This is a genomic window from Streptomyces sp. GL_148 (assembly GCF_057834205.1).
This window is the reverse complement of the sequence record NZ_CM174396.1, coordinates 8,155,921-8,169,333: the sequence shown is the minus strand read 5'-3', so window position 1 is coordinate 8,169,333 and position 13,413 is coordinate 8,155,921. Positions and strand designations below refer to the sequence as shown.

Here is a 13,413-nt window from a genome sequence, read left to right as displayed (position 1 = left end):
CGGTTTTTGCGGTTCTCTCGGTCCGCGTGGCGCGGTCTGCGCGAGAGGGGTGCGGGCTCAGGCCGCCGGGGACGGCCGGGTTCCGCTGAGGAAGGAGGCGAGGACGAGCCGGCCGATGTCGCGGCGGGCGAGGTGGCCGTCGCGGACGCCCTCGGCGGCGGCGTCGAGCAGCCCCCAGAGCGAGTACCAGATCCAGTACGCGGGCAGGTCGACGCGGAGCCGGCCGAGGCGCTGGCCGAGTGCGAGGAAGGCGAGGGCCCGCTGGTCCTGGCGCTGGATCCCGGCCCGGAACTCGGGGTCGGCGAGCACGGTGGCGTCGCGGGAGGTGAACCCGTACAGGTGCGCGGCGGGCAGCAGCCCGGTGACGAGCCGCTCCAGGGCGGCGTCGAACTCCGCTCCGTCGGCGCTGCCGGGCAGGTCGGCGGGGGCGAGGCATCCGTCGACCACGTCGATGGCGCGGACTGCCACGGCTTTGAGGAGTGCCTCGCGGGTGGCGTAGCGACGGCTGAGCGTGGCGCGGCTGGTCCCGATGCCCGCGGCGATGTGCGCCATGGAGGCGCTGTGATCGCCGGCGAGCACGCGTGCGGCGCCGTCCAGCAGCTCTTCTTCGTTCATCATGCGATCCTCCTTCGTATCAAACGATACAAATTTGTCTCACATGATGCAAGTCTGATTCAGGGGGGCGTCTACAGAGGGACGGGCGGTCGACGGACCCGCTCACCCGTAGGCTGTTCGGGTGATGACGGACCAGGACGAGAATTCCGAGCGGGCGCGCTCCGCCGCCGCGGCGGCGAAGTACGAGAAGTGGAAGGAGAACGGCGTGCTGCTGCGCGCCTCCTTCTACATCGCCGGCACGCACCTCTTCGCGGGGTTCGTCTGGCTGCTGTTCGTGCTCGGCGAGCACGCCGAGAAGTAGGCGCCCCCTCCCCGGGGCTTCAGCCCTGTTCGGCCTCCGACTCCGTGCCCGTACGGGCGCGGGCGCCCGAGCGGGTGCGGCCGGTGGTCTGGGCGCGCTCCGGGTGACGGCGTACGTACTCGCGCTCCAGCTCTTCCATCCGCCGGGTGTGCGTGACCAGCGCGTCGTCCGATCCGTGCAGCAGGGTCTCGTGACGCGTGCGGTGGATGGCTTCGAGCTCCTTCATCAGGCGGCCCTCTTCCAGGCCGTCCGCCGACGGCCCGGCCTCGTGGGCCTCGCGCTCCGCCATGGCAGGTCACCTCTCCCTCGGCCGGGCCGGGCGCCTCGCCCGGCCGCGCTCATCCCATCATCGCCGAGGGAGAGAGATAGACACTGTCTACGGCCCGATGGTAGACAGTGTCTATGGATCAGGACAGCGGGCTGCGCGAGCGGCTGATCGACGTCGGCGTGGAGCTCGTGACGAGCGAGGGGACCGCCGCGCTCGGGCTGCGCGAGATCGCCCGCCGCGCCGGGGTGTCCCACGGGGCGCCCCGGCGGTACTTCGCCACCCACCAGGCGCTGCTGTCCGCCATCGCCCGACGCGGCTTCGAGGAGCTCGGCTCCCGGATCCCCGCCGCGATGGCGGGTCCGGGGGCGCAGGATCCGCGCGGGCAGGTGGGAGCGCTGGGGCGAGCGTACGTCGGCTACGCGCTGGAGCACCGCGGCATGTTCGAGCTGATGTTCCGCCACGACCTGCTGGAGGGCGGCGGGCAGGACACGCCGCCGGAGGCCCGGCTCCGGGACTCCACGCTGCCGCTGTTCGAGCTGCTCGTCTCACTGGTGGCCCGGTGCGGGACGGCCGGAGCCCCCCGCGTCACCGCCGCCGCGCTCTGGGCCAATCTGCACGGCGTGGCGCAGCTGTGGGCCTGGGGCAGCCTGCCGCTCGTGCTCGGCGGCGATCCGGAGGGCTCCGTCGACCGGGTGGTCGATGCCGCCCTCGACGCCCATCTGCCCAGGCGCCGCCCGTGAGGCCCCGGCTCGCGCTCTGCGTCAGCGCGGCCGGCGCGATGCTCGTCGCCCTCGACGGGACGGTGCTGCTCATGGCGCAGCCCAGCCTGCGGCGGGACCTCGGGGCGAGCCTGGCCGAGGTGCAGTGGACGAGCGGCGCGTACCTGCTGAGCGTGGCGGCCTTCCTGGTCCTCGCCGGCCGGCTGGGTGACCGGTACGGGCACACCCGGATGCTGATCACCGGCGTACTCGGCTTCGCGGCGGCCTCGGCGGGCATCGCGCTCGCTCCCGGGGCCGGCTGGGTGATCGCCCTGCGCGCCGCGCAGGGGCTCTTCGGGGCGCTGCTCCAGCCGGCGACGCTCGCTCTGCTGCGGCTGGCGTACCCGCCCGAGCGGATCGGCGGGCCGGTCGCGGTGCGGACCGCGGCGATCGGGGTGGCCGCGGCGGCCGGGCCGCTGCTCGGGGGTGTGCTGGTGGAACACTTCGGCTGGCGTGCGGTGTTCGTGGCGAACGTCCCCGTCGCCCTCGCCATCGCGGCGGCGGCCCTGTTCCTACGGGTCCCCGCGCCCCCGCCCACCGAGCCCGGCCGGATCCGGCCCGGCGGTGCGGTCCTCCTCGCGGCGGCCCTCGCGGCGCTGGTCCACGCGCTGGCCGGCGTACCGGAACACGGCTGGCCGGGGCCCCGGACCCTGGCCGGGTTCGCCGCGGCGGCCGCGCTGGCGGCCCTGCTCGTACGGTCCGAGCGGAGCTCCGCCCAGCCCCTGGTGCCGCGCCCGGTGGCCCGCTCCGTCCCGGTGACGGCGTCCGTCGCGCTGCTGGCCGTGGTCTCCGCGGCACTGTTCGGGGCGCTGTTCGGGGCCAGCTTCGCGCTCCAGGACGCGGCGGGGCTGGATCCGCTCGCGACCGGGCTGCGCGTGCTGCCGATGACGGCCGCCATGGTCGTCGGCGCACCGGTGGCGGGGGCCCTGCTGCGCCGGTTCGGGGCCCGCGGGACGGCGATGGCGGGGACCGGGCTGGTGGCGCTCGGGATCACGGGACTGGGTCCGGGCTGGGGTTTCGGGGTGCTCGGCGCGGGCTTCGCCGCGGTGATGGTGACGGCCACCGGCACGGTGGTCGGGGACGCCCCGGCCGGGCACGCGGGAGTGGTGGGCGGGCTCAAGCAGACGGCGATGAACGTCGGGCCGGCCCTCGGCATCGCGGTGGCCGCGGGGACCGGGGCTTCGGTCGCGGCGCTGACCGCGCTGGCCGCCGTAGGACTGCTGCCCGCGTCACGGCTGCCGTCATCGCGGCTGCCGTCAGCACGACTGCCCGCGTCACGACCGCCCGGGGGCAGCCGTGCGGGCCACGCAGCTGCGGGCCACCTCGTCGGCGAAGGCGCGGGCGAGCGGGGAGAGGGCGGACCAGCGCCGGACGGCCCAGCCGACGGCGAGCGGCGGCAGGGCGGGGACCGGCACCAGGCGCAGCGGTCCGTCTGATCCGGGTACCTGCCAGCCGGGCAGCGCCGGTACGACGGCGTGGCCGAGGCCCAGTTCGGCGAGGAGCAGGGCGGTGTCCCAGTCGGCGGCGCTGGTGTCGGAGCTGATCCGGATGCCTGCTTCGGCGAGGGCGGCGTCGAGCTGGGCACGGGAGGTGGAGTTCTCCGGAAGCCGGATGTGGCGGACGGCTCCGAGGTCGGACGGCTCCAGGCGGGAGCGGGTGGCGAGCGGATCGTCGGCGCCGACCGCCAGGACCCAGGGCAGCCGCATGACGGGGCGTTGCTCGATCCCCCGCACGGGGGCACCGATGGTGATCCACGCGAGGTCGAGGTCCTCGGCGCTGAGGGCGTCGAAACAGCTCCGGCTGGAGTTCTCGGTCTGGAACTCCAGGCTGACCCGGGGGTGGCTGCGCCGGAAGGCGACGATCGCCTCGGCCATGAAGTGGCGCACGGTGGTGGCCCCGGTGGTGACGCGGACCGAGCCGCCGTCGCCCCGTACCAGGTCGTCGAGCCGGCGCAGGGCTCCGTCGAGCCCGGCGATGCCGTCGGCGGCGGCCGCCTGAAGGATCAGGCCGGCCCCGGTGGGCGAGACCCCGCGCGGGTGGCGCTCCAGGAGCGCGGTGCCCGTCTCCTTTTCCAGGCGGCGGACGTGCTGACTGACGGCGGACTGGGTGCGGCCGAGGTCACGGGCGACGGCGCTGAGGCTGCCGGCCCGGCAGACGGCGACGAAGACGCGGAGATCATCGAGGGTCACAACCCCAAGGTATCCCTTGGGGGTTACCAGAAATCCGGAGGATTGACTTGGATGTCCGGCTGTCCGACGATCAGTTCACGGCCCAGGGCGGCAACCCGGCCCCGCCATCGCGAGGGCGGGAACGGGTGCCGACCCGCTGTCAGGCGTCAACGTCACGGGCGAGCTTGGCACTCAGTCGCGTTCCGGTCAGCCGCGGGAGGGGTGGGTCCAGAGTCCTGCCCGGGCGAGCAGCGGGAGGACGCCTTCGCCGAACCAGTACGCCTCCTCCAGGTGCGGGACCCCCGAGAGCACGAACTCGTCGATGCCGAGCCGGTGGTACTCGATGATCCGGTCGGCCACCTCCCGGTGCTCTCCCACCAGGGCCGTGCCCGCTCCGCCACGGACCAGGCCGATGCCGGCCCACAGGTTGGGCGTGATCTCCAGGTCGTCGGCGCGCCCCCCGTGCAGCGCCCGCATCCGGTGCTGGCCTTCCGATTCGCTGCCGCGCAGACCCGCCTGGACGGATCGGATCGCCTCGGGGCTGAAGCCTTCGAGCAGGCGCCGGGCCTCGGCCCACGCCTGCCCGGCGGTGTCCCGGGTGATCACATGAAGCCGGATGCCGAAGCGGAGCCGCCGCCCCTCCCGAGCGGCGCGTGCCCGTACGCGGGCCAGTTTCTCCGCCACCTGCTCGGGTGGTTCCCCGAACGTCAGGTACACATCGCTGTGGAGTGCGGCGACCTCGATGCCCGCCGGCGACGATCCGCCGAAGTAGACGGCCGGCACCGGGTCGGGCAGTCGGCCGAGCCGGGCGCCCTCCACGCGCAGGTGCGATCCGCTGAAGTCGACCAGCTCGCCTCCCCACAGACGTCGCACGATGTCCAGGAACTCGCCGGTCCTGCCGTACCGGGCGTTCTTCTCCAGGAAGTCGCCGTAGGCGCGCTGTTCCTCGCTCTCGCCTCCGGTGACGACGTGGAGGAGGAGCCGGCCCTCCGAGTGCCGCTGGAAGGTGGCGGCCATCTGGGCGGTGAGGGTCGGGGAGACGAAGCCGGGCCGCAAGGCGACCATGAACTTCAGGCGTTCCGTTTCGCGCGCGAGCATGGCGGTGGTCACCCAGGCGTCCTCGCACCAGGCACCGGTCGGGGTGAGCGCACCGGCGAAGCCCAGCTGTTCGGCCGCGACGGCGATCTGCGCGAGGTAGCGGACGGTGGCGGGCCGCTGCTGCTCCTTGCCGCCGGAAGCAACGTCGTGGCCGCCGCCCACCACGTCGCGGCCGTCGCCGTACGTGGGCAGGAACCAGTGGAAGGTCAGCGTCACTCGGTTCTCCGGTCACTCTGGGAAGGGGTGCACGGATCGGACGTCTACTCGCCCGAGCCGATGCGCCGGTTCGGGCCGGAATCGTGGGCCGCCAGGAGGTCCAGGACGCTGTCGGCCCCGGCGATGTGCCGTACCAGCCGTTCCAGGCCGAGCCCGAAGCCGGCCGTCTGGATCCCGGACCGCTTCTTCCATTCCGCGTACACGCGGTTCGGCTCGCCGCCGAGCAACCGGGACTGCTCGGAGATCTCGTCCGCGTCCTTCGGCCGGAGCCCTCCCGTGGCGAGTTCACCGTGCCCTGCGGGGAGCATCAGGTCGTACGTCTCCTGGAGCCCGTCCTCACCCTGCTGGTAGAGCGAGTCGCGCACGCCGAGTGGATAGCGGTGTATCCAGAACGGTGAAGTGAATTTCTCGGTGAGGATCCGCTCCTCCTCATGGGTCAGATCGGTGTTCTGCGGCTCCCGCGGTCCTCGCCCGGCGAGAGCGAGCGCCTCGGCGAAGGAAATCCGCGGATAGGGTCCGCTCCGCAGGCCGGCCAGACGCTCCGCGGCCCCGCGCCCCTCCTGCGGGAGGACCGGCTCCAGATGGCGGGCAAGCCCTCCGAGGATGCCCTCGGTGACGCTGAACACCTCATTCGCGTCCGCGGCCCGCCACTCGACCACCACCTGAAAGAACGTGTAGAGGTGCCTGCCCGACGTGTCCTCGCCTTCCATGAGGAGACGTAGGCAAGGGGTCACGCAATAGACACGGTCCGCATGCTCAAGGGCCATCTGCTTTTCCACGGAATGACTCACTGGCAGCTGGTAAGCCCACTTGCCTTCGACCGAAACCCGGCCGCCCTCGTCCTTCACTTGCGGGCGCGCCCGATCCCCCAGGACCGCAATCGAGTGCCGGGCGCCCGGCTCGTCCTGAGAGGAGAGCAGCGCGGGGAGAATCTCCAGGAATTCCTGATCGGCAAGGCTCCGACGCAATGCCTGAAGGATCCGTCCGGTCCACTGGTACGACTGCGCGGGCGAGAAAGTCACTGTCACTCCGATGAAGTTGGGGCGATTACCTACCTTGCGCGCTGGAAGTTCCCTTCCGTTCTGCGCCTGGCGACCATCAGACAAACGCCCGCCCGCCACTATGGCCTGTTCCTTCCGTGCACCAACTCGTCACCAGGAAGTGGAATGCGGGGATCAGTGCGATCCGTCATGATGGGGCGCCCGCCGCCCGGCCCGGGACATGAAATGGAGAGAATAATTCCGTAGCCCGATCCGGCCAGTTTTCCCCGACAGGCCTTTAACCGTTGCCTGCCGATAATCCCCGCGATAGCGTGAACCATTTCCATGAAGATGCACGTGTCGAAGCAAGGATGTGCTCATGGCCGAAGTGCGTACGGGTGGCCTTGGTTTCTTCGATCTGACCGGCAAGGTGGCTGTCGTCACCGGTGGCAGCAGCGGTATCGGGGCCGCGTGCGCACGGCGTCTCGCCGAGGCCGGAGCCCACGTGGTCGTCGGCTACAACTCCGGCGAAAGCCGCGCGCGCGATCTCGTCGCCGCCCTTCCCGGTGAAAGGCACAGCGCGGCGCACATTCCGCTCGACGACTCCACCGCCGTGCGCAAGGCCGCCGATGCCGTCGCCGACCGGCACGGCGTGGTGGACGTGCTGGTCAACTCCGCCGGCACCACCACGTTGGTCGACCACGGCGACCTCGACGGGCTGACGGACGCGGAGTTCGACCGGATTCTCACCGTGAATGTACGGGGTACCTTCTCTGTGATTCGCGCGTTCACCCCGCTCCTGCGGTCCTCGGGTGACGCGGTCATCGCCAACATTTCCTCGATATCCGGCTCCACGGGGCTGGGAAGCAGCATTGCCTACTGCGCCGCCAAAGCGGGCCTGGACGTCATGACCACCTCCCTGGCGCGTGTGCTCGGCCCCCAGGTGCGCGTCTTCAACCTCTCGCCGGCGGCGGTCGAAACCGGCTTCGTCCCCGGCCGCGATCCGGCCGCGGTCCGGGCCCAGGCCGCGTCGGCGCCGCTCCAGGTCGCCGCGGACCCGGACGACGTGGCCTGCTCCTTGATCGGCGCCGTCACCTCCCTGCGGCTCAGCACCGGCACCGTCGTCGTCATCGACGGCGGCGGCCACCTGTAGGGGCCGGGCCCTCGGCGAGGAGTTCGCCGATGACGTGGCGGGCGATGGCCGCCATGACGGGGTTCGTCTCCTTGTAGTAGTTCAGTTCCATGAGGGCGATCGACAGGGCCCAGCCGCGGGCACGCGTCCACATCGCGTCGTCGGCGTCCAGGGCGGCCCGGAAGGCGGGGCGGGCGGTGGCCGGGAGGACGTACCAGGCCGGGATCAGGTCGACGGCGGGTTCGCCGAGGCCGGCGCAGCCGAAGTCGATGACGGCGGTGAGCCTTCCGTCCGCGAGGAGCAGGTTCCCCGGTTGCAGGTCGGCGTGGATCCAGACCGGGGGTCCGGACCAGGGCTCCGCCCGCAGGGCCTCCTCCCACAGGGCGGTCGCCTCCCCGGTCTGGACGTCGGCGTCGGCGCTCGCGGCCAGTTCCGCGAGCGCGGTACGGGTTTCGGCGTCCCGAGCCGCCAGGGTCTCGCTGCGGTAGGAGGCCGGAGCGTCCACCGGATCGGCCCGGTGCAGTGCGGAGACGAACTCCGCCAGGTCCTTGGCCAGGAGGTCCGGCTCCGCGATCCGGCCGGGCACCGGGTTCTCTCCGGGGACCCAGCCGAAGACGGACCAGGACCAGGGATAGCCCTCGGCGGGCCGCCCCGTGCCGATGGGGGCGGGGATGGCGGCCGGCAGGCCCGGGGCGAGCCTCGGCAGCCAGACGTGCTCCATGCCCACGTCTCCTGCCGCGCCCGGCGTGCGCGGCAGGCGTACGACCAGGTCCCCGCCCAGCCGGTACATGGCGTTGGACGTGCCGGCGGAGTCGACCCGCTCTACGGGGAGCCCCGCCCACTGCGGGAACTGCCCGGCTACCAGCCTGCGTACGAGGGAGGCGTCGATGTCGGGTTCGTCGGCGTGCATTTTCCCGGCGGGCATGAGCACCTTCCTGAAGCGTCCGAGGAGCGCGGCGGCCTCCACGGTAGCCGCTGGGCTCCTCGCGCCGGAGCCCGGCCCGGCTGGGTGCCGGGCCGGGCTGGGTGGGGGGTGTCAGGCGGTCCTCATCGGGCGGGGATCACGGAGAAGCCGGGAACCCCACGGGTCCCGGGTCCCGGGTCAGGGAGTGAACGTCCAGCGCTGGGCCGGGGTCGTGGCGCACGCGACCCGGGTGAGCTTGGTGCCGTTGGCCGTGGCGGAGCCGGCCGGGGTCAGGCACTGGCCGGAGTTGCGCAGGCTGCCGTCCGGGCCGGTCTGCCAGCTCTGGCCGGAGCTTCCGTTGCAGGTCTGGATCGCGACGGCGTTGGCGGTGGCGGCGTCCAGGCAGACTCCGCCGAGGCCGGTCAGCCGGCCGTCGGCCTGGAGGGTCCAGCGCTGGTTGGGGCCGCCGTGGCAGCTGTAGAGGGTGGGCTGGGTGCCGGGGGTGGTGGCGCTGCCCGGGAGGTCGATGCACGTGGCCGAGGCGCCGTTGACCAGGGTGGCGGCCGCGGGCAGCGGGGTCGGGCGACCGGTCAGGGTGATCTCGGCGGCGCTGGTCCAGGGGCCGCGGCCGCCCGCCTCGGTCAGTGCCTTGAGGCGGAGGTATCGGCCCGCTTTGGCGGACAGGGAGACCGACTTGAGGGCCGCCGTGTCGGCGAAGGTGCCGGTGGCCACCGGGGATCCCCAGTCGGTGGTGGTGTCGGAGACGTACACCTCGTAGCTGCCGATCCGGCCGTTGACCCCGCCGTCCTGGCGGGGCAGGTAGCCGAGGCCGTCGGCCGTGTAGCGGGCGCCGAGGTCGATCTGGATCTCGTGCGGGAGCGGCGCGGCGGTGCCACCGGACCAGGCGGTGTGCCAGATGGTCCCGGTGTTCCCGTCGAAGGCGTTGCGGGCGGCGCCGTTCTCGCCGCTGGTCTCCTGGCTGTCGGCGGAGACCAGGGTCCAGGCCGTCTGCGGGACGGGGCTGGAGGTGACGGGGATGGGGTCGGCGGCCGGGACGGAGGCGCCGGTGGCCGAGACGCTGAACGCGCCCGACTTCGTACCCGTCTTGGTCCACAGGATGCCGCCGCGGTCGGCGGCGTCGAAGTACCAGCCGGTCGCCGCCGCGTCGTAGGCGGCCTTGCTGGTGAGCCGGGTGAGGGCCGCGCCGTCCACGGTGAGCGCCGTGGGGGCGGTGGCCACGTGAAGGCTGAACTCGTAGCCGCGCGAGGCCGGTTTGCCGGTGTAGCTGCCGGCCGGGGCGGAGACGGACACGGTGACGGTGCCGGAGCCGGAGGAGGGGGCGGTGACGTCGACCTGCTGGCGGGCGAAGGCTCCGCTCTGGTGGGCGCGGGTGATGCCGTCGTCCTCGTAGAGGCTGAAGGAGGTGGCGCCGCGCGGGTGGATGTCGTAGGTGAGGGTGGAGACGGGCTTCTCCCCCGTGTAGTTCATCTGCGGCCACATCGGGACGATGGCGCCGCCCTTGACGAAGAGGGGCAGGGTGTCGAGGGGTGCCTGGTAGCCGTTGAGCCAGCCCGGTCCGGCGTAGGTCTTGCCCGTCCAGTAGTCCGTCCACGCGCCAGCCGGGAGGTAGATGCCGTCCCGTACGGAGGTGTCGGAGACGACGGGCGCGACGAGGAAGGAGTCGCCGGCCATGAACTGGCCGCTGGTCAGGTTGCCGCGCGCCACCGGGTCATCGGGGTACTCCAGGACCATCGCGCGGGTGCTCGGGACGCCGGTCTCGTGGGCGGTCCGGCTCATCGTGTACAGGTACGGCATCAGCCGCATCTTCAGCTGGAGGTACTTGCGGTTGATCGAGAGGTACGGCTCCGCGAACCGCCAGGGCTGCTTGTCCTGGTAGCCGGCGGTCGGGCCGGTCGCGCCCCAGCCGGACATGGTCATGAAGGCCGGGGTGAAGGCCTTCCACTGGAGGTCGCGGGCGTACGTCTTGGGGCTGCCGGCGAAGATGCCGTCGACGTCGCCGGTGGCGTAGTTGAGGCCGGAGAGGCCGGCGCCGGTGATGGCGGGGACGTGCCAGCGCATGTCGTCCCAGGTGCCGTTGGTGTCACCGGTCCAGACGACGGCGTTGCGCTGGGTGCCGGCCCAGCCGTCGACGGTCCAGACGTAGCGTCGGGCGTCGGAGTTCTTCTCGATGCCGTCGACGGCCTGCTGGACGCCCGCGAACGCCGTCTTGTAACCGCCGCCGATCCAGGCGACGTCGGTCTTCACCCCCCGTGAACCGGCCACCCCCACTTCCTCGTTGATGTTGCCGAGACCCGTGGAGGTCCACAGCCCGGTCTGGAAGCCCTTGGCCTTCAGGGCGTCGACCGTGGACTTCAGGGGCGTGGTGTAGCCGCAGCCGTAGCCGTCGTTGGGCAGGAACCAGCCCGAGGGCATGTCGGCGGCGCGGGCGTCCGTGGCGTAGCCGACGACGTCCGGGGTGGTCTGGTGGCGGAGCCGGTTGTGATCGCCCTGGTAGGCCGGGTTGGAGGCGTTGAAGCAGTCGGCGTTGCCGAGTTCGAAGCCCCATGCCGGAGCCATGAAGGGTTTGCCGCTGACGTCGGTGTAGGCGTCCAGGACGGTCTTGAGGGAATCGCCGGTGAAGTACCAGGCGTCGAAGCGCTTCTCGTCGTGGGTGAGCGTGGTGGGGGCGTTGAAACCGTACGAGCCCGGGGCCCAGGTATTGCGCATCACGCCGTAGTTGTTCGTCGACACGTAGAAGGGCGCGGGGCTGGCGTTGTTGTTCTCGCGCCACTTGTTGTCGACCGCGATCGGGACGGTCTTGCCGCGCAGTGCCCATTCGCCCAGGCGCAGGCCCGTCCCGTAGAACTGCTCGTCCGCCGCGCGCGCGAGGTACTGGGTGGTCTGGCTGCTGGTCCAGGAGGTGGGCTGCGTCTCCTGCCAGACGAGGGTGGAGTTGTCGGCCCGGTAGACGGAGAACTGCAGCGGGGTCTTGTTGACCCGGATGGACAGGGAACCGGTGGTGATCTTGTAATACGTGCCCGTGTCGGTCCAGGCGGCGCCGACCGGGCCGAAGTCCGTCGTGGGGGCGAGGTCGGTGCCGGCCGGGTCGTTGGTGAAGGTGCCGTCGGGTGAGAGCCAGAGCCGGAAGATGTCGGCGCGGGCGACGACCACCCGGGCCTTGGCCCCGCCGGAGGTTGCGATGGTGAAGGTGTTCCCGGACTGGGTGACGCCGGTGGCGTTGCCCGCCGTGGCCGGGGCCGGCGCCGCGGCTGCCGCGGAAGCCGGCGAGGAGATGGGTCCGGCGGTGGCCAGACCGGCCACGGCGAGGACCGCGGCGAGCAGCGCGGCCGCCGGGGCGCGCCGCCGCCGTGGGCTTCTGCGGATGCTGATGAGTCTCATGGGGCGGCTCCTCGTGCGGTCCGGACTGCGGACACACCTTTTGGCATGCACCGGGCAACATACGGTCCCGAGGTCTCATTTGAAGGAAGATGATTGGAATGGCTGGTCAACGAGCATCTTTGAGCATGTAGAGCCTGCCCGGTCCTTCACTCGGATGGCCCAACCGCCCTGCGCGACCCGCCCCGCGCCGTGACCCTGAGACGAACTACGGACTTTTCTGGAGGGCCCGGCGCTCATGGAACAGGCGAAACAGCCCGCATCGCTCCGTCAGATCCTGCTCGCCCCCGGGACCCTGCGACTGCTCACCCTTTCGGCGCTCATCGGCATCCCGGTCTCGCTGTTCGCCTTCGGCTTCGTCAGCCTCGTACGCGAACTCCAGAACTGGGTGTGGCACACCGCACCCGACCTGCTCGGCTACTCCCTCCCCCCGTGGTGGTGGGGCATGCCCACGCTCACCCTCGCCGGACTGCTGGCCGCGCCGATCATCACGCGGATGACCGGCGCCGGCGGACACGTCCCCGCCTACGGTTTCGGCGGCCCGCCGACCATGCCCCGCGAGACCCTGAGCGTGATCCTGGCCGCGCTGGCCTGCCTGCCCCTCGGCGTGATGCTCGGACCCGAGGCACCCCTGATGGCGATCGGCAGCGGCCTCGCGCTGCTCAGCATCCGCGCCGCCAAGCGCGCCGCCGAGCCCGAGCTGGCCACGGTGCTCGGCATGGCCGGATCCACCGCCGCCATCAGCACGATCTTCGGCAGTCCGCTGATCCCGGTGGTGATGGTGCTGGAGGGAGCCGCCCTCGTGGCCGGTGGTCCGCGCCTGCTCATACTGATCCTGCCCGCCCTGGTCGCCAGCGGGGTCGGGGCCCTGGTCTTCACCGGCTTCGGGCACTGGACCGGCCTCGGCATCGGGGCACTGACCCTCCCCGAGGAACCCGCCGTCGGCCTGCCCGACGCGGGCGACTTCCTGTGGGGCATTCCCATGGCCGCCCTGATCGGCGTCCTCATCGCCCTGGCCAAGTCCGCGGGACTGCGCGTCCACGGCTGGGTGGGCACCTCCGCGCAGCGGATCGTCCTGTGCGCGGTGGCCGTCGGCGTCTGCGTCACCGCCTACGCGCTGATCACCGGGCGCTCCCCCGAGGAGGTGGCCCTGTCCGGCCAGATCACCGTCGGCCAGCTGGCCGCCGAGCCCTCGGCCTGGGGCGTGGGCGCGCTGATCGCCCTCGCGGCCTTCAAACTGATCGGCTGGGGCATCGCCCTGGGCAGCCTCCGGGGCGGCCCGATCTTCCCGTCCATCATGATCGGGGCGGCGACCGGCGTCGCCTTCGGCAGCCTTCCCGGATTCGGCATGGGCCCCGCGCTGGCGGCCGGCATCTGTGCGGCGGGGGTGGCCGGCACCCGGCTCCCGGTGACCGGCGTGGTCCTGGCCGCCACCCTGCTGGGCAAGGAGGCCGCCACGCTGATGCCGCTGCTCATGCTCTCGGCGGTCACGGCGCTGCTGGCCTCGGCCCTGATCGACCGCCAGCGCCCGGCGGACCCGGCCCACCTCCAGCCCGCCACGGCCGACGCCTGAGCCC

At 72.2% G+C, this 13,413-nt stretch carries 11 protein-coding genes and 1 pseudogene; 5 read left to right on the top strand and 7 right to left on the bottom strand.

What is annotated here, in order from left to right; genetic code table 11:
* Positions 1–57: 57 nt before the first annotated feature.
* Complete coding sequence (locus AC3IYI_RS36840) at positions 58–618, bottom strand: TetR/AcrR family transcriptional regulator (RefSeq protein WP_489407770.1); 561 nt, start codon at positions 616–618, stop codon at positions 58–60.
* 121 nt (positions 619–739) lie between these two features.
* On the opposite strand from AC3IYI_RS36840, the gene AC3IYI_RS36835 reads away from it, so the two are divergent.
* On the top strand, positions 740–916 hold the full coding sequence (locus AC3IYI_RS36835; protein ID WP_489411807.1) for a DUF6126 family protein: 177 nt from the start codon (positions 740–742) through the stop codon (positions 914–916).
* A gap of 19 nt (positions 917–935) precedes the next feature.
* Here AC3IYI_RS36835 and AC3IYI_RS36830 read toward each other — a convergent pair whose 3' ends face one another.
* Positions 936–1,205, bottom strand: coding sequence for a DUF6158 family protein (locus tag AC3IYI_RS36830; protein WP_489407769.1), 270 nt, complete (start codon positions 1,203–1,205; stop codon positions 936–938).
* A gap of 113 nt (positions 1,206–1,318) precedes the next feature.
* Here AC3IYI_RS36830 and AC3IYI_RS36825 point away from each other — a divergent pair, with 113 nt between their 5' ends.
* Together AC3IYI_RS36825 and AC3IYI_RS36820 are read left to right on the top strand one after the other, a co-directional pair.
* A complete protein-coding gene (locus AC3IYI_RS36825) occupies positions 1,319–1,924 on the top strand; it encodes a TetR/AcrR family transcriptional regulator (RefSeq protein WP_489407768.1) in 606 nt (201 codons plus the stop codon).
* 38 nt (positions 1,925–1,962) lie between these two features.
* Positions 1,963–3,192, top strand: a pseudogene (locus AC3IYI_RS36820) (MFS transporter); the annotation flags it as partial.
* A gap of 24 nt (positions 3,193–3,216) precedes the next feature.
* Here the strand turns inward: AC3IYI_RS36820 and AC3IYI_RS36815 are convergent.
* From AC3IYI_RS36815 to AC3IYI_RS36805, 3 genes are all read right to left on the bottom strand, one after another.
* Positions 3,217–4,131: a LysR family transcriptional regulator gene (locus tag AC3IYI_RS36815; protein WP_489407767.1), complete on the bottom strand. Its 915-nt coding sequence runs from the start codon at positions 4,129–4,131 to the stop codon at positions 3,217–3,219.
* Between the two features lie 186 nt (positions 4,132–4,317).
* Entirely contained in the window at positions 4,318–5,424 is a 1,107-nt protein-coding gene (locus AC3IYI_RS36810) for an LLM class flavin-dependent oxidoreductase (protein ID WP_489407766.1), read from the bottom strand.
* Between the two features lie 44 nt (positions 5,425–5,468).
* The gene (locus AC3IYI_RS36805; RefSeq protein ID WP_489407765.1) at positions 5,469–6,446 is read right to left on the bottom strand and encodes an amino acid--tRNA ligase-related protein; all 978 of its coding nucleotides are present in this window, start codon (positions 6,444–6,446) and stop codon (positions 5,469–5,471) included.
* Between the two features lie 337 nt (positions 6,447–6,783).
* On the opposite strand from AC3IYI_RS36805, the gene AC3IYI_RS36800 reads away from it, so the two are divergent.
* A complete protein-coding gene (locus AC3IYI_RS36800; RefSeq protein WP_489407764.1) occupies positions 6,784–7,557 on the top strand; it encodes an SDR family NAD(P)-dependent oxidoreductase in 774 nt (257 codons plus the stop codon).
* Here AC3IYI_RS36800 and AC3IYI_RS36795 read toward each other — a convergent pair.
* Complete coding sequence (locus AC3IYI_RS36795; RefSeq protein ID WP_489407763.1) at positions 7,532–8,461, bottom strand: aminoglycoside phosphotransferase family protein; 930 nt, start codon at positions 8,459–8,461, stop codon at positions 7,532–7,534. The two genes, AC3IYI_RS36800 and AC3IYI_RS36795, sit on opposite strands and share 26 nt — an antisense overlap.
* A gap of 177 nt (positions 8,462–8,638) precedes the next feature.
* Positions 8,639–11,839, bottom strand: a complete 3,201-nt coding sequence (locus AC3IYI_RS36790; protein WP_489407762.1) for a TIM-barrel domain-containing protein — start codon at positions 11,837–11,839, stop codon at positions 8,639–8,641.
* A 235-nt stretch (positions 11,840–12,074) separates the two neighbouring features.
* Here AC3IYI_RS36790 and AC3IYI_RS36785 point away from each other — a divergent pair, with 235 nt between their 5' ends.
* Entirely contained in the window at positions 12,075–13,409 is a 1,335-nt protein-coding gene (locus tag AC3IYI_RS36785; RefSeq protein WP_489407761.1) for a chloride channel protein, read from the top strand.
* Positions 13,410–13,413: the final 4 nt, after the last annotated feature.

Bases quoted from the DNA above. Each gene is read 5' to 3' on its own strand.
- AC3IYI_RS36785 (WP_489407761.1), top strand. From the start codon at position 12,075: ATGGAACAGGCGAAACAGCCCGCATCGCTCCGTCAGATCCTGCTCGCC.
- AC3IYI_RS36835 (WP_489411807.1), top strand. From the start codon at position 740: ATGACGGACCAGGACGAGAATTCCGAGCGGGCGCGCTCCGCCGCCGCG.
- AC3IYI_RS36800 (WP_489407764.1), top strand. From the start codon at position 6,784: ATGGCCGAAGTGCGTACGGGTGGCCTTGGTTTCTTCGATCTGACCGGC.
- AC3IYI_RS36840 (WP_489407770.1), bottom strand. From the start codon at position 618: ATGATGAACGAAGAAGAGCTGCTGGACGGCGCCGCACGCGTGCTCGCC.
- AC3IYI_RS36825 (WP_489407768.1), top strand. From the start codon at position 1,319: ATGGATCAGGACAGCGGGCTGCGCGAGCGGCTGATCGACGTCGGCGTG.
- AC3IYI_RS36795 (WP_489407763.1), bottom strand. From the start codon at position 8,461: ATGCCCGCCGGGAAAATGCACGCCGACGAACCCGACATCGACGCCTCC.
- AC3IYI_RS36790 (WP_489407762.1), bottom strand. From the start codon at position 11,839: ATGAGACTCATCAGCATCCGCAGAAGCCCACGGCGGCGGCGCGCCCCG.
- AC3IYI_RS36830 (WP_489407769.1), bottom strand. From the start codon at position 1,205: ATGGCGGAGCGCGAGGCCCACGAGGCCGGGCCGTCGGCGGACGGCCTG.